Here is a 22,912-nt window from a genome sequence, read left to right as displayed (position 1 = left end):
ACGCACCGGGCCAGCGTAGCCCGGTGACGGCCGGGGCCGTCACTCCGTCCCACGGAGCGGACTGCATGCTGTGCGGGGAGATGTCCGGATCCATGAGGTGGCGCGGTTTCGTCGCATGACCGAGCACTGGTCGGCATCGACCGATAGTGTTCAGCATTGTCGAACCGAGGTGGAGGAGTACGGCGCGATGGCCAAGAACATCCAGTCGCTGGAGCGGGCGGCGGCGATGCTGCGCCTGCTGGCAGGCGGCGAGCGGCGGCTGGGACTGTCCGACATCGCCTCTTCGCTGGGGCTGGCCAAGGGCACCGCGCACGGCATCCTGCGCACCCTCCAGCACGAGGGCTTCGTCGAGCAGGACGCGGCGTCCGGCCGCTACCAGCTGGGGGCCGAGCTGCTGCGCCTGGGCAACAGCTATCTGGACGTGCACGAGCTGCGGGCCCGCGCCCTGGTCTGGACGGACGACCTGGCCCGCTCCAGCGGCGAGAGCGCCCATCTGGGCGTGCTGCACCAGCAGGGCATCCTCGTCGTCCACCACGTCTTCCGGCCCGACGACAGCCGCCAGGTGCTGGAGGTCGGCGCCATGCAGCCGCTCCACTCCACGGCCCTGGGCAAGGTGCTGGCGGCGTACGACCCGGTGGCGCACACCGAGGCCATGGAGGCCGAGCGGCAGTCCTTCACCCCGCGCACGGTGACCGGCGCGGAGGAGTTCGAGGCGATGCTCGACCTGATCCGGGCACGTGGCTGGGCGGCCGACGTCGAGGAGACCTGGGAGGGGGTGGCCGCGGTGGCCGCCCCGATCCACGACCGGCGCCGGATGCCGGTCGGCGCGGTGGCCGTGACCGGCGCCGTGGAGCGGGTCTGCGCGGCCGGGGAGCTGCGCCCCGAGCTGATCGCGGCGGTGCGCGACTGCGCCCGCGCGGTCTCCCGGGACCTGGGCGCCGGCCGGTTCTGACGGGCTCCGGTGCCGGTCCGGGGCCGCGCACGGCGGCCCGGGACCGGCCCGCCCGGCGTGCCGCCCTCCGGACGCGAGCCCACCGGTAACGATCCGGTTCGGGGCCGCACAACTCTTGACGCCCGATGCACCGAGGGGAAGCATTGCCGTTCACCGGTCGGCATTGTCGAACACCTGACGGAAAGTGGCGTTAGGGTGTGACGGTGCGCAGGGCCGGAAACGCCCTCCCCCCCGAGGGCGCGGACCACCGGAGTGACCCGTGGTTCGGCTTCCCTGGACGAAGGACAAAGGAGTCGCGGGTGTCCAGCTCCGACATCTTCATCGGCGAGACCATCGGTACCGCCGTGCTCATCCTGCTCGGCGGTGGTGTCTGTGCCGCCGTCACGCTCAAGCACTCCAAGGCCCGGAACGCCGGCTGGCTGGCCATCACCTTCGGGTGGGGCTTCGCGGTGCTGACCGGCGCGTACCTCGCCGGCGGCGTGTCGGGCGCGCACCTCAACCCGGCGGTCACCATCGGCCTCGCGATCGAGGGCGGCACGAAGTGGAGCGACGTACCGGTCTACCTCGGCTCCCAGCTGCTCGGCGCGATGATCGGCGCGGTGCTGGTCTGGGTGACGTACTACGGGCAGTTCCGGGCCCATCTGACCGATCCGGAGATCGTGGGCACCCGGACGGGTGAGGACGGCATGGTCGACCAGGCCGCCGCCCCGGCTGCGGGACCGGTCCTCGGTATCTTCTCCACCGGTCCGGAGATCCGGAACGCCGTACAGAACCTGGCCACCGAGGTCGTCGCCACCGTCGTGCTGGTCCTGGCCATCCTCACCCAGGGCCTCAACGACGACGGCAACGGCCTGGGCACCCTCGGCGCCCTGATCACCGCGCTGGTCGTCGTCGGCATCGGCCTCTCGCTCGGCGGCCCGACGGGGTACGCGATCAACCCGGTCCGCGACCTCGGCCCGCGTATCGTGCACGCGCTGCTGCCGCTGCCGAACAAGGGCGGTTCCGACTGGGGCTACGCCTGGGTCCCGATCGTCGGCCCGCTCGTCGGCGGCGCGATAGCCGGCGGCCTCTACAACGTCGCCTTCGCCTGAGCCGCGGCCCCCGTAGCCGTACCCCTCACGACCACACAGACCTCCGGGAGCACACCGTGACCGACGCACACACCGCCGGCCCGTTCATCGCCGCCATCGACCAGGGCACCACCTCCAGCCGCTGCATCGTCTTCGACCGGGACGGCCGGATCGTCTCCGTCGACCAGAAGGAGCACGAACAGATCTTCCCGAAGCCGGGCTGGGTCGAGCACGACGCGCGCGAGATCTGGGCGAACGTCCAGGAAGTGGTGGCCGGCGCCGTCGCCAAGGCCGACATCACCGCCGCCGACGTGAAGGCCATCGGCATCACCAACCAGCGCGAGACCACGCTGCTCTGGGACCGGCACACCGGCGAGCCGGTGCACAACGCCCTGGTCTGGCAGGACACCCGGACCGACGCGCTCTGCAAGGAACTCGGCCGCAACGTCGGCCAGGACCGCTTCCGCCGCGAGACCGGCCTGCCGCTCGCCTCGTACTTCGCCGGGCCCAAGGTCCGCTGGCTGCTCGACAACGTCGAGGGGCTGCGCGAGCGCGCCGAGCGCGGCGACATCCTCTTCGGCACCATGGACTCCTGGGTCATCTGGAACCTCACCGGCGGCACCGACGGCGGCGTCCACGTCACCGACGTCACCAACGCCTCGCGCACCCTCCTGATGAACCTCCACGAGATGCGGTGGGACGAGCGCATCCTGCACTCCATGGACATCCCGGCCGCGGTCCTCCCCGAGATCCGCTCCTCCGCCGAGGTGTACGGCACCGCCAGGGGCGGCGCGCTCGACGGCGTCCCGGTGGCGTCCGCCCTCGGCGACCAGCAGGCGGCCCTCTTCGGCCAGACCTGCTTCTCCAAGGGCGAGGCCAAGTCCACGTACGGCACCGGCACCTTCATGCTGATGAACACCGGCGAGACTCCGGTCAACTCGTACAACGGGCTGCTGACGACCGTCGGCTACCGGATCGGCGACCAGAAGCCGGTCTACGCCCTGGAGGGCTCCATCGCCGTCACCGGCTCGCTGGTGCAGTGGATGCGCGACCAGATGGGGCTGATCAAGTCGGCGGCCGAGATCGAGACGCTGGCCCTGTCGGTCGAGGACAACGGCGGCGCCTACTTCGTGCCCGCGTTCTCCGGCCTGTTCGCCCCGTACTGGCGCTCCGACGCCCGCGGCGTCATCGCCGGCCTGACCCGGTACGTCACCAAGGCGCACATCGCCCGTGCCGTGCTGGAGGCCACCGCCTGGCAGACCCGCGAGATCACCGACGCGATGACCAAGGACTCGGGGGTGGAGCTGACCGCCCTCAAGGTCGACGGCGGCATGACCTCCAACAACCTGCTGATGCAGACGCTCGCCGACTTCCTGGACGCGCCCGTGGTGCGGCCCATGGTCGCCGAGACGACCTGCCTCGGCGCCGCCTACGCCGCCGGTCTGGCCGTCGGCTTCTGGCCGGACACCGACGCGCTGCGCGCCAACTGGCGCCGGGCCGCCGAATGGACCCCCCGCATGGCCGCGGACACCCGCGACCGCGAGTACAAGAGCTGGCTGAAGGCCGTGGAGCGTTCCATGGGCTGGCTCGACGAGAACACTGCCGAGGAGTAATCGACATGACCACCCTGCAGAGCGTCCCGGCCCTCGGGACCCACCCGGCCGCCGGTTCCCTTCCGAGCCGGGCCGAGACCAGGGAACAGCTGTCCAAGGCGGCGTACGACCTCCTGGTGATCGGTGGCGGCATCCTGGGCATCTCCACCGCCTGGCATGCCGCGCAGTCCGGGCTGCGGGTGGCCCTGGTGGACGCCGGCGACTTCGCCGGCGCCACCTCCTCCGCCTCCTCCAAGCTGCTCCACGGTGGTCTGCGCTACCTGCAGACTGGCGCGGTCAAGCTGGTCGCGGAGAACCACTTCGAGCGGCGCGCGGTGTCCCGTCAGGTCGCCCCGCACCTCGCCAACCCGCTCACCTTCTACCTCCCCGTCTACAAGGGCGGGCCGCACGGCGCGGCCAAGCTCGGCGCGGGCGTGTTCGCGTACTCGGCGCTCTCCGCCTTCGGCGACGGCGTCGGGCACGTGATCAGCCCGGCGCGCGCCCGGCGCGACGTGCCCGAGCTGCGCACGGAGAACCTGAAGGCCGTCGCGGTCTACGGCGACGACCAGATGAACGACGCCCGGATGGCGCTGATGACCGTCCGCGCGGCCGTCGACGCGGGCGCCGTCGTCCTCAACCACGCGGCGGTCACCGGGCTGCGGTTCACCCGGGGCCGGGTCACCGGCGCCGAGCTGACGGACCGGCTCGACGGCACCGAGTTCGGCGTCGACGCCCGTCTCGTGCTGAACGCCACCGGTCCCTGGGTCGACCACCTGCGGAAGATGGAGGACCCGAACGCGGCGCCCTCCATACGCCTGTCCAAGGGCGCCCACCTGGTGCTGCGGCGGACCCGCCCGTGGAAGGCCGCGCTGGCCACCCCGATCGACAAGTACCGCATCACCTTCGCCCTGCCGTGGGAGGACATGCTGCTGCTCGGCACCACGGACGAGGTGTACGAGGGCGACCCGGCGGACGTCGCGGTCACCGAGAAGGACACCGCGCAGATCCTGGACGAGGCGGCGTTCTCGGTCCGCGACCAGCAGCTCTCGCGCGATCTGATCACGTACTCCTTCGCCGGGCTGCGGGTGCTGCCCGGCGGACCCGGCGACACCTCCCGGGCCAAGCGCGAGACGGTGGTCACCGAGGGCCGGGGCGGGATGCTGTCGGTGGCGGGCGGCAAGTGGACGACGTTCCGCCACATCGGCCGCACCGTGATGAACAAGCTGGCCGCGCTGCCCGGGCACCCGCTCGCCGAGGACATGGAGCCCATCGCGCGCCTGCCGAAGAAGCTCCCGCTGCCCGGCATCGCCAACCCGAACGCGGTGGCGCACCGGCTGGTCGTCGACGGCGCCGCGCCCGGCCCCCGGATGGCCGCCGACACCGCCCGGCACCTGGCCACCCACTACGGCTCGCTCGCCTTCGACATCGCCCGGATGGCGAACGAGAACCCGGCGCTGGCCGAGCGCGTCCACCCGGACGCGCCGGAGATCTGGGCGCAGGTCGCCTACGCCCGGGACCACGAGTGGGCCGAGACCGCCGACGACGTGCTGCGCCGCCGTACGACGCTGACGATCCGGGGCCTGGCGACGGACGGCATCCGGGCCGGTGTCGAAGCGATGCTCGACGACCGGCGCTGACCGGGCCGGACGCGTACGGAGAAAGGGGCGGTCCCGTCGGGGCCGCCCCTTCTGCGGTTCGGGCCGACCCGCATAATGAACGGATACATCGGATGTCTGATTCCGCTGGCTGATTCCCCCGCTCCGGCCCCAGGAGGACCGTCATGGCTGTCACCGACGAGGCGATCGAGAAGATCAAGGCGATGATCGTCTCGGGTGCGCTGCGCCCCGGCGACCGGCTTCCCAAGGAGAGCGAGCTGGCGGCGGAGCTGGGGCTCTCCCGCAACTCGCTGCGGGAGGCGGTGCGGGCCCTGTCGCTGATCCGCATCCTCGACGTCCGCCAGGGCGACGGCACGTACGTGACCAGCCTCGACCCGCAACTGCTGCTGGAGGCGCTGAGCTTCGTGGTGGACTTCCACCGCGACGACACGGTGCTGGAGTTCCTCGCGGTCCGCAGGATCCTGGAGCCCGCCGCGACGGCGATGGCGGCCACCCGGATCACCGAGGACCGGCTCGACGAGCTCACCGCGCAGCTCGACGCGCTGGGCCCGCGGCCCTCGGTGGAGGAACTGGTCGCGGGCGACCTGGAGTTCCACCGGGGCATCGTGCAGTCGTCGGGGAACTCGGTGCTCTGCTCGCTGCTCGACGGGCTGTCCGGGCCCACCACCCGGGCCCGGGTCTGGCGCGGCCTGACCCAGGAGGACGCGGTCAGCCGTACGCTCCACGAGCACCGGGCGATCGTGTCGGCGCTGCGCGACCGGGACGCGGAGGCGGCGCGGGCCTGGGCCACCGTCCATGTGGCGAGCGTGGAGCAGTGGCTGCGCTCGACGCTGTAGCGCGGCGGGCGGGGCGCCCCGGTGGATCCGGTGGAGCGCCGGGTACGGAGCGGAGCGCGGGGTACGGCCCCGGGGCCGGGCGGCCCGGGGTGCCCGGCCGGTGTCAGGGCCGGGCGGGCACCCTCGGGGCCGTACCCCGCGCGGTCAGGCGCCGGCGGGGCGCAGGCGCAGTCCCTGCATCCCGCCGTCGACCGCCAGCGCCGTGCCGGTGACCGAGGCGGCGGCCGGGCTCGCCAGGTAGACGATCGCGGCGGCCACCTCGTCGGCCGCGACCAGCCGTCCCAGCGGCTGGCGGGCGTTGAGCGCGGCACGCTCGGCCTCCGGGTCGTCGGCCTGGCCGAGGAGGCGGCCGATCCACGGGGTGTCCGCGGTGCCGGGGTTGACGCAGTTGACCCGGACGCCCTCGCGGACGTGGTCGGCGGCCATCGCCAGGGTCAGCGAGAGGACCGCGCCCTTGCTCGCGCTGTAGAGGGCGCGCTGCGGGAGTCCGGCGGTCGCGGCGATGGAGCAGGTCTGGGTGATCGACACGGCGCCGGGCCGCTCGGCGGCGGCGCGCCGCAGATGGGGCAGGGCGTGCCGGGCGGTGCGGACCATGCCGAGGACGTTGATGTCCAGGACCCGGGTCCACTCCTCGTCGGCGTTGTCCTCCACCGTGCCGATGGAGCCGATGCCGGCGTTGGACACCAGGGTGTGCAGGGCGCCCAGTTCGGCGGCGGCCCGGTCGACCGCCCGGCGCACGGCGGCGTCGTCGGTGACGTCCGCCTCGACGGCCAGGGTGCCCTCGGGGGCGCCCGCGGTGTCCCGGTCCAGGACGGCGACCCTCGCGCCGCGTGCCAGGAGCTGGGTCGCGACGGCCGCCCCGATCCCGGAGGCGCCGCCCGTGACCAGGGCCCCCATCCCCTCGAAGTCGCGTGTGCCGGTCATCGGTTGGCCTCCTCGGTGCGGCGGGAGCGCCAGACGGCGCCCTCCGGATAGCGGTGTGCGGCGATCGACGCGGGGAGCATCCGGGCGGAGAAGCCCGGGGCGCTCGGTGCCCGGTAGTGGCCCGACTCGATCACGGTGGGGTCGGCGAAGTGTTCGTGGAGGTGGTCGACGTACTCGATCACGCGGTCCTCCCGGCTGCCGGAGACGGCCACGTAGTCGAACATCGAGAGGTGCTGCACCAGTTCGCAGAGGCCGACGCCGCCGGCGTGCGGGCAGACCGGGACGCCGTACTTCGCGGCGAGCAGCAGGATCGCCAGGTTCTCGTTGACGCCCGCGACCCGGGCCGCGTCGATCTGGACGAAGTCGACGGCCCCGGCCTGGAGGAGCTGCTTGAACACGACCCGGTTGGCGACGTGTTCGCCGGTGGCGACCTTGACCGGCTGACCGGAGCGGACGGCCGCGTGGCCGAGGACGTCGTCCGGGCTGGTCGGCTCCTCGATCCAGTGCGGGTCGTACGGTGCGAGCGCGGTCATCCACGCGACGGCGTCGGCGACGTCCCAGCGCTGGTTGGCGTCGACGGCGATCCGGATGCCGGGGCCGACCGCCTCGCGGGCCAGGGCGAGCCTGCGGACGTCGTCCGGGAGGCTGCCGCCGACCTTCAGCTTGATCTGGGTGAAGCCCTCGGCGACGGCCTCCTTGGCGAGCCTGACCAGCTTGTCGTCGCTGTAGCCCAGCCAGCCGGGCGAGGTGGTGTACGCCGGGTAGCCCTCGGCGCGGAGCCGTTCGGCGCGCTCGGCGCGGCCCGGTTCGGCGGCCCGCAGGATCTCCAGGGCCTCCTCGGGGGTGAGGGCGTCGGTGAGGTAGCGGAAGTCGACCAGCGAGACGAGCTCCTCCGGGGTCATCCCGGCGAGGAACTCCCAGACGGGCCGGCCGGCCAGCTTGGCGGCCAGGTCCCAGGCGGCGTTGACGACCGCGCCGGCCGCCATGTGCATCACGCCCTTCTCCGGGCCGAGCCAGCGCAGTTGCGAGTCATGGGTGAGATCGCGGTGGAGCGCGGCGAGATCGGCCGCGGTGCGGGGCGCCGGGCGCCCCACCAGATAGGGGCGCAGGGTCTCGATGGCGGCGGCCATCACCTCGTTGCCGCGCCCGATGGTGAAGCAGAAGCCATGGCCCTCGATGCCGGAGCCGGCACCGTCCGACGGGTCCGCGGCGCCGGGGGCGTCGGTGCGCAGGACGACGTAGGCGGCCGAGTAGTCGGGATCGGGGTTCATGGCGTCCGAGCCGTCCAGTTGTTCCGAGGTCGGGAAACGGATGTCATGGACCTCGAAATCCGTGACGGTCTGGCTCATGTGCGGCCCCCCAGGGGAATAACATCGGACCTCTGTTCTGGTCATCCGATGTATAGCGTCCTGGAGGCAACGCCGTCCAGGGTTTTCTGGAATTCCACCCCTCACAGCTCGGATGTATTCGATGCTCGATGCCCTGATTCGATCACTGATGCACCGCGGGGGAACGGGTCCGGACGGCTGTGCGCGGGGGCAGCGGCAGGAGGGGCCGGAAGCCGTAAGGTTGATGGGTACACAAGGGAACTTCGGAAGGAGGCCTGGGTGATCGAGCTCGCCGGGGTACCCGAGCTGATCGACCCGGTCATGGTGGCCGCGTTCGAGGGATGGAACGACGCAGGGGACGCCGCCTCCACGGCGGTGGCGCATCTGGACCGGGAGTGGAAGGGCGAGGTGTTCGCGGCGCTGGACGCCGAGGACTACTACGACTTCCAGGTCAACCGGCCGACGCTCTGGCTGGACGGCGGAGTGCGCAAGATCACCTGGCCCACCACCCGGCTCTCCGTGGTCCGTGTCGGCGGGGAGAAGCCCCGCGACCTCGTCCTGGTCCGCGGTATCGAACCGTCCATGCGCTGGCGGTCGTTCTGCAACGAGATCCTCGGCTTCGCCCATGAGCTGGGGGTGGAGATGGTCGTGGTGCTGGGCGCCCTGCTCGGCGACACCCCGCACACCCGCCCGGTGCCGGTCAGCGGGGTCACCTCCGACCCCGATCTGGCGCGGGCCATGGACCTGGAGGAGACCAGGTACGAGGGGCCGACCGGAATCGTCGGCATCCTCCAGGAGGCCTGCGCGCACGCGGGCGTGCCCGCGGTGAGCCTGTGGGCGGCGGTGCCGCACTACGTGTCGCAGCCGCCCAACCCGAAGGCCACGCTCGCACTGCTGAACCGGCTGGAGGACCTCATCGGGGTCCGCATCCCGCTGGGCGAGCTGCCCGAGGACGCGCGCGCCTGGCAGCTCGGCGTCGACCAGCTGGCCGCCGAGGACAGCGAGGTGGCCGAGTACGTGCAGACGCTGGAGGAGGCCCGGGACACCGCCGAGCTTCCCGAGGCGAGCGGCGAGGCCATCGCCCGCGAGTTCGAGCGCTATCTGCGCCGGCGGGACGTCGGCGGTCCGGGCCAGTCCCCGGGCGGGCATGCGACGGAGAGCGGTGACACCTCCTATCTGCGCGACACCTCCGGCGGCCGCACCCGCCCGCCGAAGCCGCTCCGCCCCGACACGGGCGGCGGCCCGGCCTCCGGCCCCCGCCGGCGCCCCGCCGACCAGGAGGACGGCGACGGCGACGGCCCCGAGGAGGGCGACGGCCCGCAGGATTCGCCGGAGGAGTGACGGCACGAGCGATGGGGAAGGAGCGCCGGGCCGGTACGCGACCGCCCGGCGCTCCCCCGTCCTCGGTGGGGCTCAGGAACAGTTGAACCGGGCCGCCGCCCAGTCCCCGTGGTCACCGGTCTTGGACCCGTTGGTGTCCGTGACCTTCAGGCGCACATGGCGGGCCCCGTCGAGCTTCACGTCGACCGGCACGGTCGCCGAGGCCCCGGTCGTCTTCGGCGAGGTCCACAGCACCTTCCCGTCCGCCTCGACGGAGAAGGCGACCTCGCCGTAGCCGTCGATCTCGTCGTCGATGCCCACGTCGGCGGTGAACGCGGTGCAGCGGCCGCCGAGGTACACCTCGATGTCGGAGTCGGCGTGGGTGCCGATGCCCTTCTCGTACGTCTTCCCGTCGAGGGTCAGCGGGTGGCCGTCGGCCGCGCCCGACTCTCCGTTGCTGCGGTCGCGTTCGGCCGGTCCGTAGCCGTTGACGGACGTCAGCCAGACCAGGTCGCTCGCCCAGGCCTGCCCGGTGGGCGGCGGTGGCATCACCGCGGCCGCGAACCGCTGCGTGGTGGTGCGCGGTTCGCCCGCCGCGCGGTAGCGGGCGAGCGCGGTGAGCCGGGCCTCGCCCGGCGCGGCGTCCTTGTCGGGGGTGACGGCGACCTCGACCCGCCGGGTGGTGCCCGCCGGTATCCGGTCCACCGTCGCGGGGCGCGTGACCTTCCAGCCCTCGGGGACGTCCAGGCCGATCTCGGCCCCGGTCACCTCGGCGGTGCCCGCGGTGACGTCGACGGCGACGGTGGACCCGGTCCCGGCGCCGAGCTCCTGCCCGGCCGGGACGGTGACCACCGCGCCGGCCGCCGGGTGCCGGCCGCCGACCGCGCTCGCGTCCGTCAGCCGCAGGGTGAACGGCGCCCCGGTGCTCAGCGGCGCGGTCTTGACCCGTACGACGCCGCCCCGGTCGTCCCGGTCGTACCACCAGCCCTGCTCCGCCGCCTCGAACGCGGCGGCCGAACCCAGGCGGGGCAGCTTCCCGCGCAGGGCGACCGAGGCCGGCTCGGAGCCGGTGTGCACGGTGAACTCGTACGGGCGCCTGCGCTGCTTGCCGGTGAAGTCGCCCCGGCTGGCGCCGATCCGCACGGTCACGTCGCCGGCGCCCCGGACCGGGGCGGTCACCTCGGCGCGCTGGGTGGCGTACTTGCCGTCGCGGTGCTGCTTGGTGACGCCGTCGTCCTCGTACAGCGTGAAGGAGGACCGGCCCCGCGGGTAGACGTCCCAGGCCAGCGGGGAGTCGGCGGTGCGGTCGCGGTAGGAGCGGATGCCCGGCCACATCGGGACGGCGGCGCCGCCCCGGACGAACAGCGGCAGGGTGTCGAGCGGGGCGCTGTAGCCGTCGAGGGTGACCGGCCCCTCGTAGGTGCGTCCGCTCCAGTAGTCGGTCCAGGTGCCCTTCGGGAGGTAGATGCCGTCGCGGACGGCGGTGTCCCGGTAGACCGGGGCGACGAGGAAGTCCTCGCCGGAGAGGAACTCGTACTTCGCGGCGTCCGTCGCCGCCCTGGGGTCGTCCGGGTACTCCAGCGCGAGCGGGCGGACCATGCCGACGCCGGTCTTCGTCGCCTCGTACGCGTAGGAGTACTGGTACGGCAGCAGCGACTCCTTGAGCTTGAGGTAGTCGCGGTTGACGGAGGTGTACGGCTCGCCGTGGCGGAAGGGCTGCTTGTCGCTGGCCGCCCAGCCGTCCATCGTCATCGTGGTCCCCAGGAACATCTTCCACTGGAGGTCGCGGGTGTAGGTCTTGGCGCTGCCGCCGAAGATGCCGTCGACGTCGCCGGTGGTGTAGGCGAGGCCGGACATCGTGGCGCCCGCGTACGTCGGGATCTGCCAGCGGATGTAGTCCCAGGTGCCGTACTGGTCGCCGGACCACTGCACCCCGCAGCGCTGCGCGCCCGCCCAGCTCTCGGGTGCGTAGGTGAAGCCGCGGGCGTCGCTGTTGTCCTCGATGCCCTTGTACGCGTCCTTGCAGCCGTCCAGGGCGAACTGGTAGCCGTCGCCGACCCAGGCGACGTCCAGCTTGGCGACCCGCTGGCCGGCCCTGACCTGGTCGGCGATCTTGTCGATGCCGTCCTCGGTCCACAGGCCGAGCTGCATGCCGCGGTCCTGGAGGCCCTTGGCGGTCTCGGCCAGGTTCTCGTGGCCGCAGCCGTAGCCGTCGTTGACGAGCATCCAGCCGTTGGGCATGTCGTTCTCGACGTAGCCGTCGGCGACCTTCAGCGCGTCCAGGGTGTGCCGCTCGCCCCGGTTGGCGTTGTGGAGGTAGCAGTCGGCGTCACCGATCTCCAGCCCGTACACGGGCGGCAGGAAGGGCTTCCCGGTGAGCTTCGTGTACTGGCCGATGACGTCCTTGGCGCTGTCGCCGGCGAAGTAGTAGGCGTCGAACCGCTTCTCCTGCGCGCTGGTGGTCACCGGGTCGCCGAAGGTGTACGTGTTCGGCGCGAAGGTGTTGCGGAAGACGCCGTATCCGGCCGAGGAGAGGTAGAACGGAACGGAGTTGGGGTGGCCGCCGTCGTTCCAGTCGTAGTCGACGCCGACCTCGACGGTCTTGCCCCGGTGCGAGGTGTTGCCCCGGCCGTTCTGCATGCCCGCGCCGTAGAACTGCTCGTCGGCGCCCCGGGCCAGGGTCTGGGTGGTCCGCTCGCCGTTCCAGCTCAGCCCCCGGGTCTCGGACCAGATCCGGCTGCCGTCCGCCCGGTGGAGGGCGAACCGCAGGGGCGACTTGTAGGCGCGCAGGGTGATGTCGGCGGTGGAGAGCTCGTAGCGGTCGCCGAGCTCCTTCCACCGGGTGCGGGGCGGGGTGCCCTGCGGCAGGACGATCTCGTCGCCCGCCGGGTCCGTGAAGGTGCCGTCCGGGGCCAGTTCGATGCGGAAGGTGTCGGTGGAGACGAAGCCGACCCGGACCTCGGCGGCCCCCGCCTCCAGGTGGTAGACGGCTCCGTCGGCCGAGAAGCCGGTGACGTCGCCGACCGTGGTGTCCGGACCGGCCTCGGCGGCCTTGGGTGCGGCGGCCGCGGCCGGTCCGGCACCGGGTCCCGTGAAGACGGCCACCAGTCCCAGCAAGGCTGCAACTGCCGCCGCTCTGATGCGCGTTGATGATTGCATAGAGCGCTTTTAGCGCAGGATCGAGCACTTGACCATGGACAAAACGGAACCGGCCCCGAACTCCATGAAAGAAGTCCGGGGCCGGTTCCCGATGAACAGCCTTGATGATTCAGCGAGTTGTCCGCATGTGCGGTACTACAGGGCGACGCCCAGCAGCGCGTCGACGGTGCGCGACACCAGGCCGGGAGCGCCCTCGTCCGTACCGCCCTCGGCGTTCTGCCGCTCGGCCCAGCGGTCCACGGCGGCCAGCGCGGCCGGCGCGTCCAGGTCGTCGGCGAGGGCCGCGCGGACCTCCTCCACCAGGGCCTCGGCGGGCAGCCCGTCCGGCCGGGAGACGGCGGACCGCCAGCGGCCGAGCCGCGCCACCGCGTCGGCGAGCACCTGGTCCGTCCACTCCCAGTCGGACCGGTAGTGGTGCGAGAGCAGGGCGAGCCGGATCGCCGCCGGGTCCACGCCGTCGCGGCGCAGCCGGGAGACGAAGACCAGGTTGCCCCGGGACTTGGACATCTTCTCGCCGTCCAGGGCGACCATGCCGGCGTGGACGTACGCCTGGGCGAAGGGGTGCTCGCCGGTCAGCACCTGGGCGTGCGAGGCGCCCATCTCGTGGTGCGGGAAGACGAGGTCGGACCCGCCGCCCTGGACGTCGAAGCCCATGCCCAGGTGGTCCAGGGCGATGGCGACGCACTCGATGTGCCAGCCGGGGCGGCCGGCGCCGAGCGAGCCGCCGTCCCAGCTCGGCTCGCCCTCGCGGGCGGCCATCCAGAGCATCGGGTCGAGCGGGTTCTTCTTGCCGGGGCGCTCCGGGTCGCCGCCGCGCTCGGCGGAGAGCAGGCGCATCGCCTCGGCGTCGAGGTGGGAGACCTCGCCGAAGCGCGGGTCGGCCTCGACGGAGAAGTACACGTCGCCGTCGAGCTCGTACGCGGCGCCCGCGTCGCGGAGCCGTTCCACCAGCGGAACGATGCCGGGTATCGCTTCCACGGCACCGATGTAGTGCTTCGGCGGAAGCATGCGCAGAGCGGTCATGTCCTCGCGGAACAGGGCCGTCTCGCGCTCGGCGAGCTCGGTCCAGTCCTGTCCGTCGCGCACGGCCCGCTCCAGCAGCGGGTCGTCCACGTCCGTCACGTTCTGGACGTAGTGGACCTGCCGCTTGGTGTCGAGCCACACGCGCTGCACGAGGTCGAACGCGTTGTAGGTCGCCGCATGACCCATGTGGGTCGCGTCGTACGGCGTGATGCCGCAGACGTAGATGCGGGCGACGGGACCGGGGTCAAGAGTGATCCGTCCGCCGGTCGCGGTGTCGTGGATCCGAAGGTCGCGGCCCTTGCCGGGCAGGGCGGGGACCTCAGAAGCGGGCCAGGCATGCATGCCACGAGCGTAACCGGATGCACGTTCCGGATACGAACCGGATCCCGGATACCGGCCGAAGAGGCGTTCTTGCGCCACGGCCTCCCGTGTGCTGCGCCCCCGGAGCCGTCCTCGCCGGGATCAGACCGGCGGCCAGGGGATCGAGGGCCATTCACCGCTCGGCTCCGGGTGGCGTCCGGTCTCCCGCAGCCGCGCCACCCGCCCCCGCAGGGCCTCGATCTCGGCCTCGGTGATCAGTTCGGCCAGCCGGGTGACCAACGGGGTTCCGGGCGCGAGCCGGTCCGCGAGCCGCTCGACGACCCCGGCCGCCTCCTCGGTGAGCGGCTCCCCCGCCCAGCCCCACAGCAGCGTGCGCAGCTTGTCGTCGGTGTGGAACGTCACTCCGTGGTCGATGCCGAGGATCCGGCCGTCGGGCGCGGACAGCAGATGGCCGCCCTTGCGGTCACCGTTGTTGATCACGGCGTCGAGGACGGCCATCCGCCGCAGCCGCTCGTCGTCCGCGTGCACCAGCAGGGCGGTGCGGCCCCCGCCGATCCCGGCGCGGACCACGGCCTTCCAGCCCTCGCCGGGCTCGTCCTCCTCGACGAGCGCGAGCAGCGGCTCCGCGGCGTCCTCCCCCTCCTCGGGCAGCGCGTCGATCCACAGCTGGCACATGCCCTCGCCGTACGGGCCGTCGCGGAGCACCGTGGGCGGGACCAGGCCCCAGCCGGTCGCCTCGGAGATCCGGTACGCGGCCACCTCGCGCCCGGCGAGCGTGCCGTCCGGGAAGTCCCACAGGGGCTGCTCGCCGGCCACCGGCTTGTAGACGCAGGCGGCTTCCTCGCCGTCCAGGGCGACGGTGCAGTGGAGCGCCGCGTTGGAGGCGCCGCGGATCTGTCCGAGAACGGTCAGCTCGCCCTCGGCGAGCAGGGTCAGGTGGTCGGTGCCGGTCAGGCTCCGCGACGGTATCCGTTCTGGCGCGGGCATACATGTCCTTCCGGGTCGAGCGGCAGGCTGCACAGCGGGCACGGCGGGCGGCCGGCGTTCACGACGTCGAGGGCGCGCTTGGCGAAGGCCCGCGCCTGTGCGCCGCTGAGCCGGACGCGGAGCATCGGCGGGCCGTTCTCCTCGTCCTGGAGCAGCCGCTCCTCCGCCTCGGCGGGGTCCTCGTCGGCCTCCACGTCCAGCTCGACCAGCGCCTGCGCCTCGACGATCATGCGCTGCTCCTCGCCGTCCCAGGCGAGCGCCATGGTGCCGACGCGGAACTCCTCCTCGACGGGGACGTCCAGCGGGGCGGTGTCGGTGACGTCCATCGGCGCCACGGCGGGCACCGGGGAGTTCCCGCCGGTCCGCCGCACCACTTCGTCGAGCAGTTCGTCGATCCGCTCGGCGAGTGCGGCGACCTGGGTCTTCTCCAGGGCCACGCTGGTGACACGTCCGCCCGAGGACGCCTGCAGGAAGAACGTACGGCGCCCAGGCAGCCCGACCGTACCGGCCACGAAGCGGTCCGGCGGGTCGTAGAGGAACACCTGACGGGACACGTCCTGTCTCCCTTGAGATCGACGACGGTGGGGAAAGCGGCCGGAAAGGCCGCGGAAGGTCTCCCGGGGCAGGGGCCTGGCGCCCCGGCACCTACGGAGCGCCCACCCTACTGCGCGAAGCGATCACGGCGCCCCAGCGCCGCCGCCGACGGCCGCCCGCGCGTCCGCGCCGGGGTCCTCGCGCGGTACGAGCGATCCGAGGTCCCCGGTGTCGCCGAGTCTGAGCAGGAAGGGCTGCAGCCGGGTGTAGCGGATCACGGTGACCGAGCAGGGGTCGGCGTGGATGCGTTGGAAGAGGTCGAGGTGGAGGCCGAGGGCGTCGGCGACCAGGGCCTTGATGATGTCGCCGTGCGAGCACATCACGTAGGTGGCCCCCTCGCCGTGCGCGGCCTCGACGCGGGCGTTCCAGTCCCGCACGGCGTCGACGGCGCGGGCCTGCATGGCGCGCATCGACTCGCCGCCGGGGAACGCGGCGGCCGAGGGGTGGCGCTGCACGACGTCCATCAGGGGCTCGTCGTTGAGCTCCGTGAGCTTGCGCCCCGACCAGTCGCCGTAGTCGCACTCACTGATCCGCTCCTCGGTGTGCGGTTCCAGCTCCGGGCGGGCGTCGAGCAGCGGGCGCAGGGTCTCCCGGCAGCGCTGGAGCGGGCTGCTGACGGCGGCGGCCAGCGGCACCCCGGCGAGGCGGCCGGGGAGGGCCGCGGCCTGCGCGGCGCCGCGTTCGTCGAGCGCGACGCCCGGGGTGCGGCCCGCGAGCACCCCGGCCGTGTTGGCGGTGGAGCGTCCGTGGCGTACGAGGATCAGGGTGGGCATACGGGCCAGCGTAGGGGGTACCGGCGCACCGGCGAAGAGGTGCGCCGGGGAGCGGGGCAGGGAAGAATGCCCGCCGTGATCGTGGACAGTGCCATCTACCGGGACGGGCGCCGCACCGACGGCCCCGCCGATCTCTCCGAGGCCCTCGCGGAGGCGCGGGCCACCGGGGACGCCTTCCTCTGGATCGGGCTGCACGAGCCGACGGAGAAGGAGTTCTCCCTGGTGAGCAGGGCGTTCAAGCTGCACCCGCTGGCGGTCGAGGACGCCCTGGGCGCGCACCAGCGCCCCAAACTGGAGGTGTACGACGACTCCCTGTTCGCCGTCATCAAGCCGGTGGTGTACCAGCAGTCGGACGACACGGTCTCCGCCGACGAGCTGATGGCCTTCGTGGGCGATTCGTTCGTCGTGACCGTCCGGCACGGGGAGGGGGCGCCGCTGGCCGCGGTACGGCGGCGGCTGGAGTCGGAGCCGGAGGTGCTCAAGCACGGGCCGACCTCGGTGCTGTACGCGATCAGCGACGCCGTCGTCGACCACTACATCGAGGTGGCCGGTGAGCTCCAGACCGACCTGGAGGAGCTGGAGACCGAGGTGTTCGCGCCGACCGGCTCCCGGGACACCAAGGGCACCGCATCCCGGATCTACACCTTCAAGCGGCAGCTCCTGGAGTTCCGCCGGGCGGCCGGGCCGCTGAGCGAGCCGATGTCCCGGCTGGCGAACGCGCAGGTGCCGTTCGTCCCCGCGCATTCGCAGCCGTTCTTCCGTGACGTCGGCGACCACCTGACCCGCGCCACCGAGTACGTGGAGGGGCTGGACCGGCTGCTCTCCGACATCCTCTCGGCCCATCTGGCCCAGGTGGGGGTGCGGCAGAACGACGACATGCGCAAGATCTCGGCCTGGGCGGCGATGGCCGCCGTGCCGACGATGGTGGCGGGGATCTACGGCATGAACTTCGACCACATGCCGGAGCTGAAGTGGGTGTGGGCCTATCCGGCGGTGATCGCGCTGATGGCCGTGGTGGTGTTCGGGCTGTACCGGCAGTTCAAGCGGCGCGGCTGGCTCTGAGGGCGCTGGCCGGGGTCAGGCGGGCTCGGGGCCGGGCGTCGCGGGCCCGCCCAGCGCGTCGCGCCGCTCGGGCTGCGCCAGGCTCACCATCCGCCGCCACCCGGCGAACCGCTCGTAGGCGTAGAGCGCGTGGATCCCGGCGGCCAGCACCGCGGCCCTGGTCCGGGACCAGCCCAGGATGCGGCCCATGTGGTCCATCACGGCGAGGCTGACATCGCGGTAGACGCGGATCTCGGCGAGTGCGCAGGCACGCAGGGTGCGCTGGATGGTGCGGCCGTGTCCGGCCCGGGCGAAGCGGAGCAGTTCCTCGTGGCAGTAGGCCAGGTGGTTGTCCTCGTCGTCCGAGATCATCCGTACGGCGCGGCCGATGTCGGGGTGGTCGGCGAAGTGCTTGCGGAGCAGGGCCATCTGCTCGGAGGCGCGCTGCTCGGTGACCCGGCTGTGGGCCAGGTAGGTGATGATGTCGTGCTCGGTGAGCCGTTCCTCCTCGCGCAGCCGTTCGTGGGCGAGGCCGATGCCGTGCTTCTCCAGCAGCATCGTGTAGTCGGTCTCGTGCGGGACCGCCACGGGCCGCAGCCCGCGCTTGCGCAGCAGCGCGTGGAAGATCCTGCCGTGCTTGTCCTCGTCGGCGCCGTGCCGGGCGATCCTGGGGGCCAGGGCGCGCTGGCTCTCCGGTGCCAGGGCGGCGATCCGGCCGTTCTCCCAGCCGCCCTGAGACTCCCCGCCGGCCGCAATGGAACAGAACAGCCGGAACGACTCGTCGTCGTCGAGGATCTCCTGGAACAGGTTCTTCGCCGAGAGCATCACTGCCACCTCCGTGCCGCTTCCTCCGGACGACAGTCAAGTGCGGCATCCCGGCACGGGCAACAGGAACGGCCCCGGGCCGGGGCGTCCGGCGCACGGGTACGGGAGGGGCCCCGGTTCCGTCCGGCCGGTCGGGTCCGGGGCGGGCCCGACCGGCCGGCACCGGGATCAGGCGAGTCCGGCCCGCTCCAGGGCGTCCGTCCCGGCCCGCAGGGCGGTGAGCCGCTCCTCCAGGGTGAACCCGGCCGGGGCGAGGGTCAGCGTGGTGACGCCGGCGTCGGCGTAGGCCTGCATCCGGTCGGCGATCCGCTCGACGGGGCCGAGCAGCGAGGTCTGGTCGACCAGCTGCCTCGGCACCGCGGCGGCGGCGCCGTTCTTGTCGCCGGACAGGTACTTGTCCTGGATCTCGGCGGCTTCCTTCTCGTAGCCCATGCGCTGCGCGAGCTGGTTGTAGAAGTTCTGCTTGCGGCTGCCCATGCCGCCCACGTACAGGGCGGTGTACGGGCGGAAGATGTCCGCGAGGGCGTCCGGGTCGTCGCCGACGGCGAGCGGCAGCGTCGGGCAGACGTCGAAGCCGTCCATGGTCAGGCCCGCCTTCTCGCGGCCCGCCCGCAGCGGCTTCATCGCGGTCTCCTCCAGGTGCTCGGCGGAGGGGAAGATCAGCAGCGCCCCGTCGGCGATCTCGCCGGTCTGCTCCAGGTTCTTCGGGCCGATCGCGGCGATGTAGAGCGGAATGTGCTCGCGCTGCGGGTGGACGGTCAGCTTGATGGGCTTGCCCGGACCGCCCGGGAGCGGCAGCGTCCAGTGCTCCCCCTCGTAGGAGAGGCGCTCGCGGGACATGGCCCGGCGGACGATCTCGACGTACTCCCGGGTGCGGGCGAGCGGCTTGTCGAACTTGACGCCGTACCAGCCCTCGGAGACCTGCGGCCCCGAGACGCCGAGACCGAGCCGGAACCGGCCGCCGGAGAGCGAGTCGAGGGTGGCCGCGGTCATCGCGGTCATGGCGGGCTGACGGGCCGGGATCTGCATGATCGCGGAGCCGACGTCGATGGAATCGGTCCGGGCGGCGACCCAGGAGAGGACCGTCGGCGCGTCGGAGCCGTACGCCTCGGCCGCCCAGCAGACGTCGTAGCCGAGCCGGTCGGCCTCCTGGGCGACGGCGAGGTTGTCGCCGTCCATTCCCGCACCCCAGTAGCCGAGATTGATACCGAGCCGCATGGCCGCTCCCCTTACCGATCAGTAACGTCCCTGAGTTCCGGACTCTAGCGCGCGGTGGCGCGATCCGGCAGAGGCGGCTTGCCGCCTGGTTGTCCACAGGCCCGGGCCCGGTGGGGTCCCGGCCAGTAATCTCAGCCCCCATGGAGCAGAGGCATCTCGGCCGCACCGGCCTTCGCGTGTCCCGGATCGGGCTCGGCACCCTCACCTGGGGCCGGGACACCGATGACCACGACGCCGCCGAACAGCTGAAGGTCTTCTGGGAGGCGGGCGGCACGCTGGTCGACACCGCCGACGTGTACGGCGGCGGGGAGGCCGAGTACCTGCTGGGTCAGCTCATCGGCGGCCTGGTGCCGAGGAGCGATCTGGTCGTCGCGACGAAGGCCGGCAGCGTGGCCGATCCATACCGCAGGTTCGACGGCTCGCGCGGCCATCTGCTGGCCGCGCTGGACGCCTCGCTGGAGCGGCTGGGCACGGACCACGTGGACCTGTGGCAGATACACGCCTACGATCCGGCGACCCCGCTGGAGGAGACGCTCCAGGCGGTGGACCTGGCGGTGTCCAGCGGGCGCGCCCGGTACGCCGGGGTGTCGAACTTCTGCGGCTGGCAGCTGGCCAAGGCGGCGACCTGGCAGCTCGCCTCGCCCGGGATGCGTACCCGGATCGCGAGCACCCAGATGGAGTACTCGCTGCTGCAGCGGGGGGTGGAGCGCGAGGTGCTGCCCGCCGCCCTCGACCTCGGCATCGGGCTGCTACCGTCCTCGCCGCTGGGGCGCGGCGTGCTCACCGGGAAGTACCGCACGGGCACCCCGGCGGACTCCCGGGGCGCCTCGGAGCTGCTGGCGCCGTTCGTCGAGCCGTATCTCGACGAGCCGGCGAGGCGGGTCGTGGACGCGGTGGCGACGGCGGCGGACGGTCTGGCCACCACCCCGCTCCAGGTGGCGCTCGCCTGGGTGCGGGACCGTCCCGGAGTGGTGGCCCCGGTCGTCGGCGCGCGCACGGCGCGGCAGCTCGCGGAGGCGCTGTCAGTGGAGGCACTTAGTCTTCCTGACGAGATCTGCCAGGCGCTCGACGACGTGTCGGCGCCCGTGCACCGCTATCCCGACCAGGACTGGAGCACGCTGTGACTGCGCTTCCCGGGGGAGAGACCCCCGGCTCCCCGGCCGCCGACGACGGCGCCGAGGCCACCCCTTCCGCCGACGTGCCCGCCCCGTCCGCCGGCGAAGCGGCCGTGGACGACGGGTCACCGACGTCCGACGACGCCACGGAGACGGACGCGGGTACGGAGGACGGGGCCGCGGCGCCCTCCGAGGCGGAGGCCGAGCTGGCCGCCCAGCGCGAGCTGCGGGAGCGGATCGAGCAGCGCAAGGCGGAGAAGGCGGGTCCGATCGCCGCCGGGGCGAAGCTGAGCGGCACGGCGGCCGACCTGATGGCGGCCGTGCGCGCGGTGGAGAGCGGCGAGCGGTCCGCCGGTGCGTTCTTCGACGCCCCCGCCGCCGCGCCACGCCGCACCGCGCCCGAGCCCGCTCCGGCACCTCCCCGCGTCCCGGCACCGCCGGCGGCCCCGCGCGGCGCCCCGCCGGAAGCGGTCGCCGCCACCGCCGCCGTGCTGACCGAGGGCGGTGCTCCGGCGGCGCTGGCCGAAGCCGTGGCCGAGACGCTCGGGGCCCAGGCGCCCGACGCCCTGCGCGCGGACCCCTGGCAGCTGCTGGCCGTGCCGGGGGTCGGCCCCGAGCAGGCGGACGGCTTCGCGCGGGCCCTGCTCGGCGCCGGCTGCGGTCCGGACGACGAACGGCGCACGGCCGCCCTGGTGGGCTGGCTGCTGGAGCGGGCAGCCCTGCGCGGCCACACGGTGCTGGACGCGTCGGAGGTGCGGGCGGCGCTCGCCGGGCGTTCGGTGTCCGGCCCCGGGGCCGCCGTCCAGCACGCCGTCGCCGAGGGCGTCGTCCTGGCGTTCCAGGACGGCCGGGACGAGCAGGACGGGGACGAGCAGGACGGGCAGACCCAGGAGCCCTCCGGGCCCGGGGAGGCCGAGCCCTCCGCCGAGGAGACCGGCGGACCGGTGCGGACGCTGCTCGGCCTCGACCGCTACGCCCTCGCCGAGGAGAGCCTCGCCGAGGGGCTCGCCCGGCTCGTCAGCACCTGCGAGAGGGACGCCGACTGGTCGGAGGCGGTCCCGGCCGGGGCCTCCGGCTCGGCGGCCGAGCTGATCCGCGCCGCCGCGGCCCACGGTCTCGTGGCGCACACCGGGGGCGAGGCCGCCCGGGCGGAGCCCGCCGCCCTGATCACCGCCGCCCGCGGCCTCGGCCTGCGCGCTCTGGGCGCCACCCACGGAACCGACGGCAGACGTCGGCTGGCCAGGGCCACCGACGTCCCGGAGAGCGCCGTCACCCTCGCCGGTCTGCTCGCCGGGACGGAGGGCCCGGAGCGGGACGCGGAGGGCGCGCTCGCCATCGACCTGCTCGTCGTGCTGGACGCCCCGCAGTTGGACGTCGAGAGCGCGGCGGTCCTCGTCGAGTCGCTGGCCGACGGCACCCGCCTGGTGCTCAGCGGTGATCCCGGGGTGCTGGGTTCGGCCGGGGCGGGGCGGGTGTTCGCCGATGTCCTCGCGGCCCGCGCCTGCCCCCAGGTCGTCTCCCGTACGCCCGACCCCGGGCCGATCGGCGAGCTGGTCTCGGGCATCGGCATCGGCGAGCTGAACCAGGTCGAGGCGCCCGGCAAGGAGGTGGTGATCGTCCCGGTGCGCGACGCGGGCGAGGCGGTCCACCGCACCGTGCAGCTGGTGGCCGACTCGGTGCCGCGCGCCATCGGCGTTCCCGCGGCCGAGACGCAGGTGATCACGGTCGGCCACGGCGGATCGGCGGGCACCCGGGCGCTGAACGCCGCCCTGAAGCAGCGGCTCAACCCGGGACCGGGCCGGTTCGGCGGCTTCGACCCGGGCGACCGCGTCGTCCACGTCCCGGCGCCCGGCCGGATCGTGGGCGCGGTGGTCGTCTCCGCCGACGCCGAGGGGCTGCGGCTGGACTGCGCGGGCACCCCGGTCGTCGTCCCGCAGGAGCAAGTGGCGTCCCGGGTCCGCCACGGCTGGGCCCTCACCGCCCACCAGGCGGCCGGTACGCGCTGGCCCGCGGTGGTCGTCGTCCTCCCCGGCGACGCGGCGCAGGGGCTGAGCCGCTCCTGGGTGTACACCGCCTTCGGCCGGGGCGAGCGGCATCTGTCGGTGGTCCACGGAGTGGACCAGGCCCTTCCGCGCGCGGTCGCCGAGCCGACGGCCCAGGACCGCACGACCAGGCTGCGCACCCTGCTGGAAGCCCCGGCCCGCTGAGCGGTCCGGGG

General features: G+C 73.2%; 18 protein-coding genes. 9 read left to right on the top strand and 9 right to left on the bottom strand.

Going from position 1 to position 22,912, the window contains the following annotated elements; all coding sequences use genetic code 11:
- The first annotated feature begins 187 nt into the window (after positions 1-187).
- The 5 genes from ACF08W_RS13190 (at position 188) to ACF08W_RS13170 (ending at position 6,066) form a co-directional block, all read left to right on the top strand.
- The gene (locus ACF08W_RS13190; RefSeq protein WP_392279290.1) at positions 188-952 is read left to right on the top strand and encodes an IclR family transcriptional regulator; all 765 of its coding nucleotides are present in this window, start codon (positions 188-190) and stop codon (positions 950-952) included.
- A 299-nt stretch (positions 953-1,251) separates the two neighbouring features.
- The gene (locus ACF08W_RS13185) at positions 1,252-2,043 is read left to right on the top strand and encodes an MIP/aquaporin family protein (protein ID WP_385210615.1); all 792 of its coding nucleotides are present in this window, start codon (positions 1,252-1,254) and stop codon (positions 2,041-2,043) included.
- Between the two features lie 56 nt (positions 2,044-2,099).
- Entirely contained in the window at positions 2,100-3,635 is a 1,536-nt protein-coding gene (glpK, locus tag ACF08W_RS13180) for a glycerol kinase GlpK (RefSeq protein WP_392279289.1), read from the top strand.
- Positions 3,636-3,640: 5 nt separating this feature from the next.
- Positions 3,641-5,251 (top strand): FAD-dependent oxidoreductase, encoded by a 1,611-nt coding sequence (locus tag ACF08W_RS13175; RefSeq protein WP_385210611.1) that lies wholly within the window; start codon positions 3,641-3,643, stop codon positions 5,249-5,251.
- 143 nt (positions 5,252-5,394) lie between these two features.
- Positions 5,395-6,066, top strand: a complete 672-nt coding sequence (locus tag ACF08W_RS13170; protein WP_352280614.1) for a FadR/GntR family transcriptional regulator — start codon at positions 5,395-5,397, stop codon at positions 6,064-6,066.
- Between the two features lie 144 nt (positions 6,067-6,210).
- On the opposite strand, the gene ACF08W_RS13165 is transcribed toward ACF08W_RS13170, so the two are convergent.
- Positions 6,211-6,990 carry an SDR family NAD(P)-dependent oxidoreductase gene (locus tag ACF08W_RS13165; protein WP_385210608.1) on the bottom strand — a complete coding sequence of 260 codons (780 nt, stop codon included), beginning with the start codon at positions 6,988-6,990 and terminating at the stop codon, positions 6,211-6,213.
- Positions 6,987-8,339 (bottom strand): enolase C-terminal domain-like protein, encoded by a 1,353-nt coding sequence (locus tag ACF08W_RS13160; protein WP_392279288.1) that lies wholly within the window; start codon positions 8,337-8,339, stop codon positions 6,987-6,989. Before ACF08W_RS13160 ends, ACF08W_RS13165 begins: the two co-directional genes overlap by 4 nt.
- A 258-nt stretch (positions 8,340-8,597) precedes the next feature.
- Here ACF08W_RS13160 and ACF08W_RS13155 point away from each other — a divergent pair, with 258 nt between their 5' ends.
- Positions 8,598-9,659: a PAC2 family protein gene (locus ACF08W_RS13155; RefSeq protein ID WP_385210602.1), complete on the top strand. Its 1,062-nt coding sequence runs from the start codon at positions 8,598-8,600 to the stop codon at positions 9,657-9,659.
- A gap of 72 nt (positions 9,660-9,731) precedes the next feature.
- On the opposite strand, the gene ACF08W_RS13150 is transcribed toward ACF08W_RS13155, so the two are convergent.
- The 5 genes from ACF08W_RS13150 to ACF08W_RS13130 form a co-directional block, all read right to left on the bottom strand.
- Positions 9,732-12,797, bottom strand: a complete 3,066-nt coding sequence (locus ACF08W_RS13150) for an NPCBM/NEW2 domain-containing protein (RefSeq protein ID WP_392279287.1) — start codon at positions 12,795-12,797, stop codon at positions 9,732-9,734.
- Between the two features lie 135 nt (positions 12,798-12,932).
- Positions 12,933-14,162, bottom strand: a complete 1,230-nt coding sequence (gene mshC / locus ACF08W_RS13145) for a cysteine--1-D-myo-inosityl 2-amino-2-deoxy-alpha-D-glucopyranoside ligase (RefSeq protein WP_352280624.1) — start codon at positions 14,160-14,162, stop codon at positions 12,933-12,935.
- Between the two features lie 120 nt (positions 14,163-14,282).
- A complete protein-coding gene (locus tag ACF08W_RS13140; protein WP_385210596.1) occupies positions 14,283-15,128 on the bottom strand; it encodes an SCO1664 family protein in 846 nt (281 codons plus the stop codon).
- Positions 15,092-15,682 (bottom strand): DUF3090 domain-containing protein, encoded by a 591-nt coding sequence (locus tag ACF08W_RS13135; protein WP_352280628.1) that lies wholly within the window; start codon positions 15,680-15,682, stop codon positions 15,092-15,094. Before ACF08W_RS13135 ends, ACF08W_RS13140 begins: the two co-directional genes overlap by 37 nt.
- Before the next feature lie 123 nt (positions 15,683-15,805).
- A complete protein-coding gene (locus ACF08W_RS13130) occupies positions 15,806-16,495 on the bottom strand; it encodes a histidine phosphatase family protein (RefSeq protein WP_392279286.1) in 690 nt (229 codons plus the stop codon).
- Positions 16,496-16,561: 66 nt separating this feature from the next.
- Here ACF08W_RS13130 and corA point away from each other — a divergent pair, with 66 nt between their 5' ends.
- Positions 16,562-17,557, top strand: coding sequence for a magnesium/cobalt transporter CorA (gene corA / locus ACF08W_RS13125; RefSeq protein ID WP_352280631.1), 996 nt, complete (start codon positions 16,562-16,564; stop codon positions 17,555-17,557).
- A gap of 15 nt (positions 17,558-17,572) precedes the next feature.
- On the opposite strand, the gene ACF08W_RS13120 is transcribed toward corA, so the two are convergent.
- On the bottom strand, positions 17,573-18,361 hold the full coding sequence (locus tag ACF08W_RS13120) for a ferritin-like domain-containing protein (RefSeq protein ID WP_352280645.1): 789 nt from the start codon (positions 18,359-18,361) through the stop codon (positions 17,573-17,575).
- Positions 18,362-18,529: 168 nt separating this feature from the next.
- Complete coding sequence (locus tag ACF08W_RS13115) at positions 18,530-19,579, bottom strand: LLM class F420-dependent oxidoreductase (RefSeq protein WP_385210591.1); 1,050 nt, start codon at positions 19,577-19,579, stop codon at positions 18,530-18,532.
- A 140-nt stretch (positions 19,580-19,719) separates the two neighbouring features.
- Between ACF08W_RS13115 and ACF08W_RS13110 the strand changes: the two genes are divergently transcribed.
- Complete coding sequence (locus ACF08W_RS13110; RefSeq protein ID WP_385210589.1) at positions 19,720-20,703, top strand: aldo/keto reductase; 984 nt, start codon at positions 19,720-19,722, stop codon at positions 20,701-20,703.
- On the top strand, positions 20,700-22,901 hold the full coding sequence (locus ACF08W_RS13105) for a helix-hairpin-helix domain-containing protein (RefSeq protein ID WP_392279285.1): 2,202 nt from the start codon (positions 20,700-20,702) through the stop codon (positions 22,899-22,901). The genes ACF08W_RS13110 and ACF08W_RS13105 overlap by 4 nt, the downstream gene beginning before the upstream one ends.
- The last annotated feature ends 11 nt before the right edge of the window (positions 22,902-22,912 follow it).

The sequence above is a fragment of the Streptomyces sp. NPDC015144 genome (genome assembly GCF_043079735.1).
Lineage (GTDB): Bacteria > Actinomycetota > Actinomycetes > Streptomycetales > Streptomycetaceae > Streptomyces.
This window is presented reverse-complemented; position numbering and strand designations above follow the sequence as displayed.

What these genes read in the sequence shown, in the direction of transcription:
- ACF08W_RS13190 (WP_392279290.1), top strand. Translation starts at nt 188, where the DNA reads ATGGCCAAGAACATCCAGTCGCTGGAGCGGGCGGCGGCGATGCTGCGC.
- ACF08W_RS13175 (WP_385210611.1), top strand. Translation starts at nt 3,641, where the DNA reads ATGACCACCCTGCAGAGCGTCCCGGCCCTCGGGACCCACCCGGCCGCC.
- ACF08W_RS13170 (WP_352280614.1), top strand. Translation starts at nt 5,395, where the DNA reads ATGGCTGTCACCGACGAGGCGATCGAGAAGATCAAGGCGATGATCGTC.
- ACF08W_RS13165 (WP_385210608.1), bottom strand. Translation starts at nt 6,990, where the DNA reads ATGACCGGCACACGCGACTTCGAGGGGATGGGGGCCCTGGTCACGGGC.
- ACF08W_RS13160 (WP_392279288.1), bottom strand. Translation starts at nt 8,339, where the DNA reads ATGAGCCAGACCGTCACGGATTTCGAGGTCCATGACATCCGTTTCCCG.
- ACF08W_RS13150 (WP_392279287.1), bottom strand. Translation starts at nt 12,797, where the DNA reads ATGCAATCATCAACGCGCATCAGAGCGGCGGCAGTTGCAGCCTTGCTG.
- mshC (WP_352280624.1), bottom strand. Translation starts at nt 14,162, where the DNA reads ATGCATGCCTGGCCCGCTTCTGAGGTCCCCGCCCTGCCCGGCAAGGGC.
- ACF08W_RS13140 (WP_385210596.1), bottom strand. Translation starts at nt 15,128, where the DNA reads ATGCCCGCGCCAGAACGGATACCGTCGCGGAGCCTGACCGGCACCGAC.
- ACF08W_RS13130 (WP_392279286.1), bottom strand. Translation starts at nt 16,495, where the DNA reads ATGCCCACCCTGATCCTCGTACGCCACGGACGCTCCACCGCCAACACG.
- corA (WP_352280631.1), top strand. Translation starts at nt 16,562, where the DNA reads ATGCCCGCCGTGATCGTGGACAGTGCCATCTACCGGGACGGGCGCCGC.
- ACF08W_RS13120 (WP_352280645.1), bottom strand. Translation starts at nt 18,361, where the DNA reads ATGCTCTCGGCGAAGAACCTGTTCCAGGAGATCCTCGACGACGACGAG.
- ACF08W_RS13115 (WP_385210591.1), bottom strand. Translation starts at nt 19,579, where the DNA reads ATGCGGCTCGGTATCAATCTCGGCTACTGGGGTGCGGGAATGGACGGC.
- ACF08W_RS13110 (WP_385210589.1), top strand. Translation starts at nt 19,720, where the DNA reads ATGGAGCAGAGGCATCTCGGCCGCACCGGCCTTCGCGTGTCCCGGATC.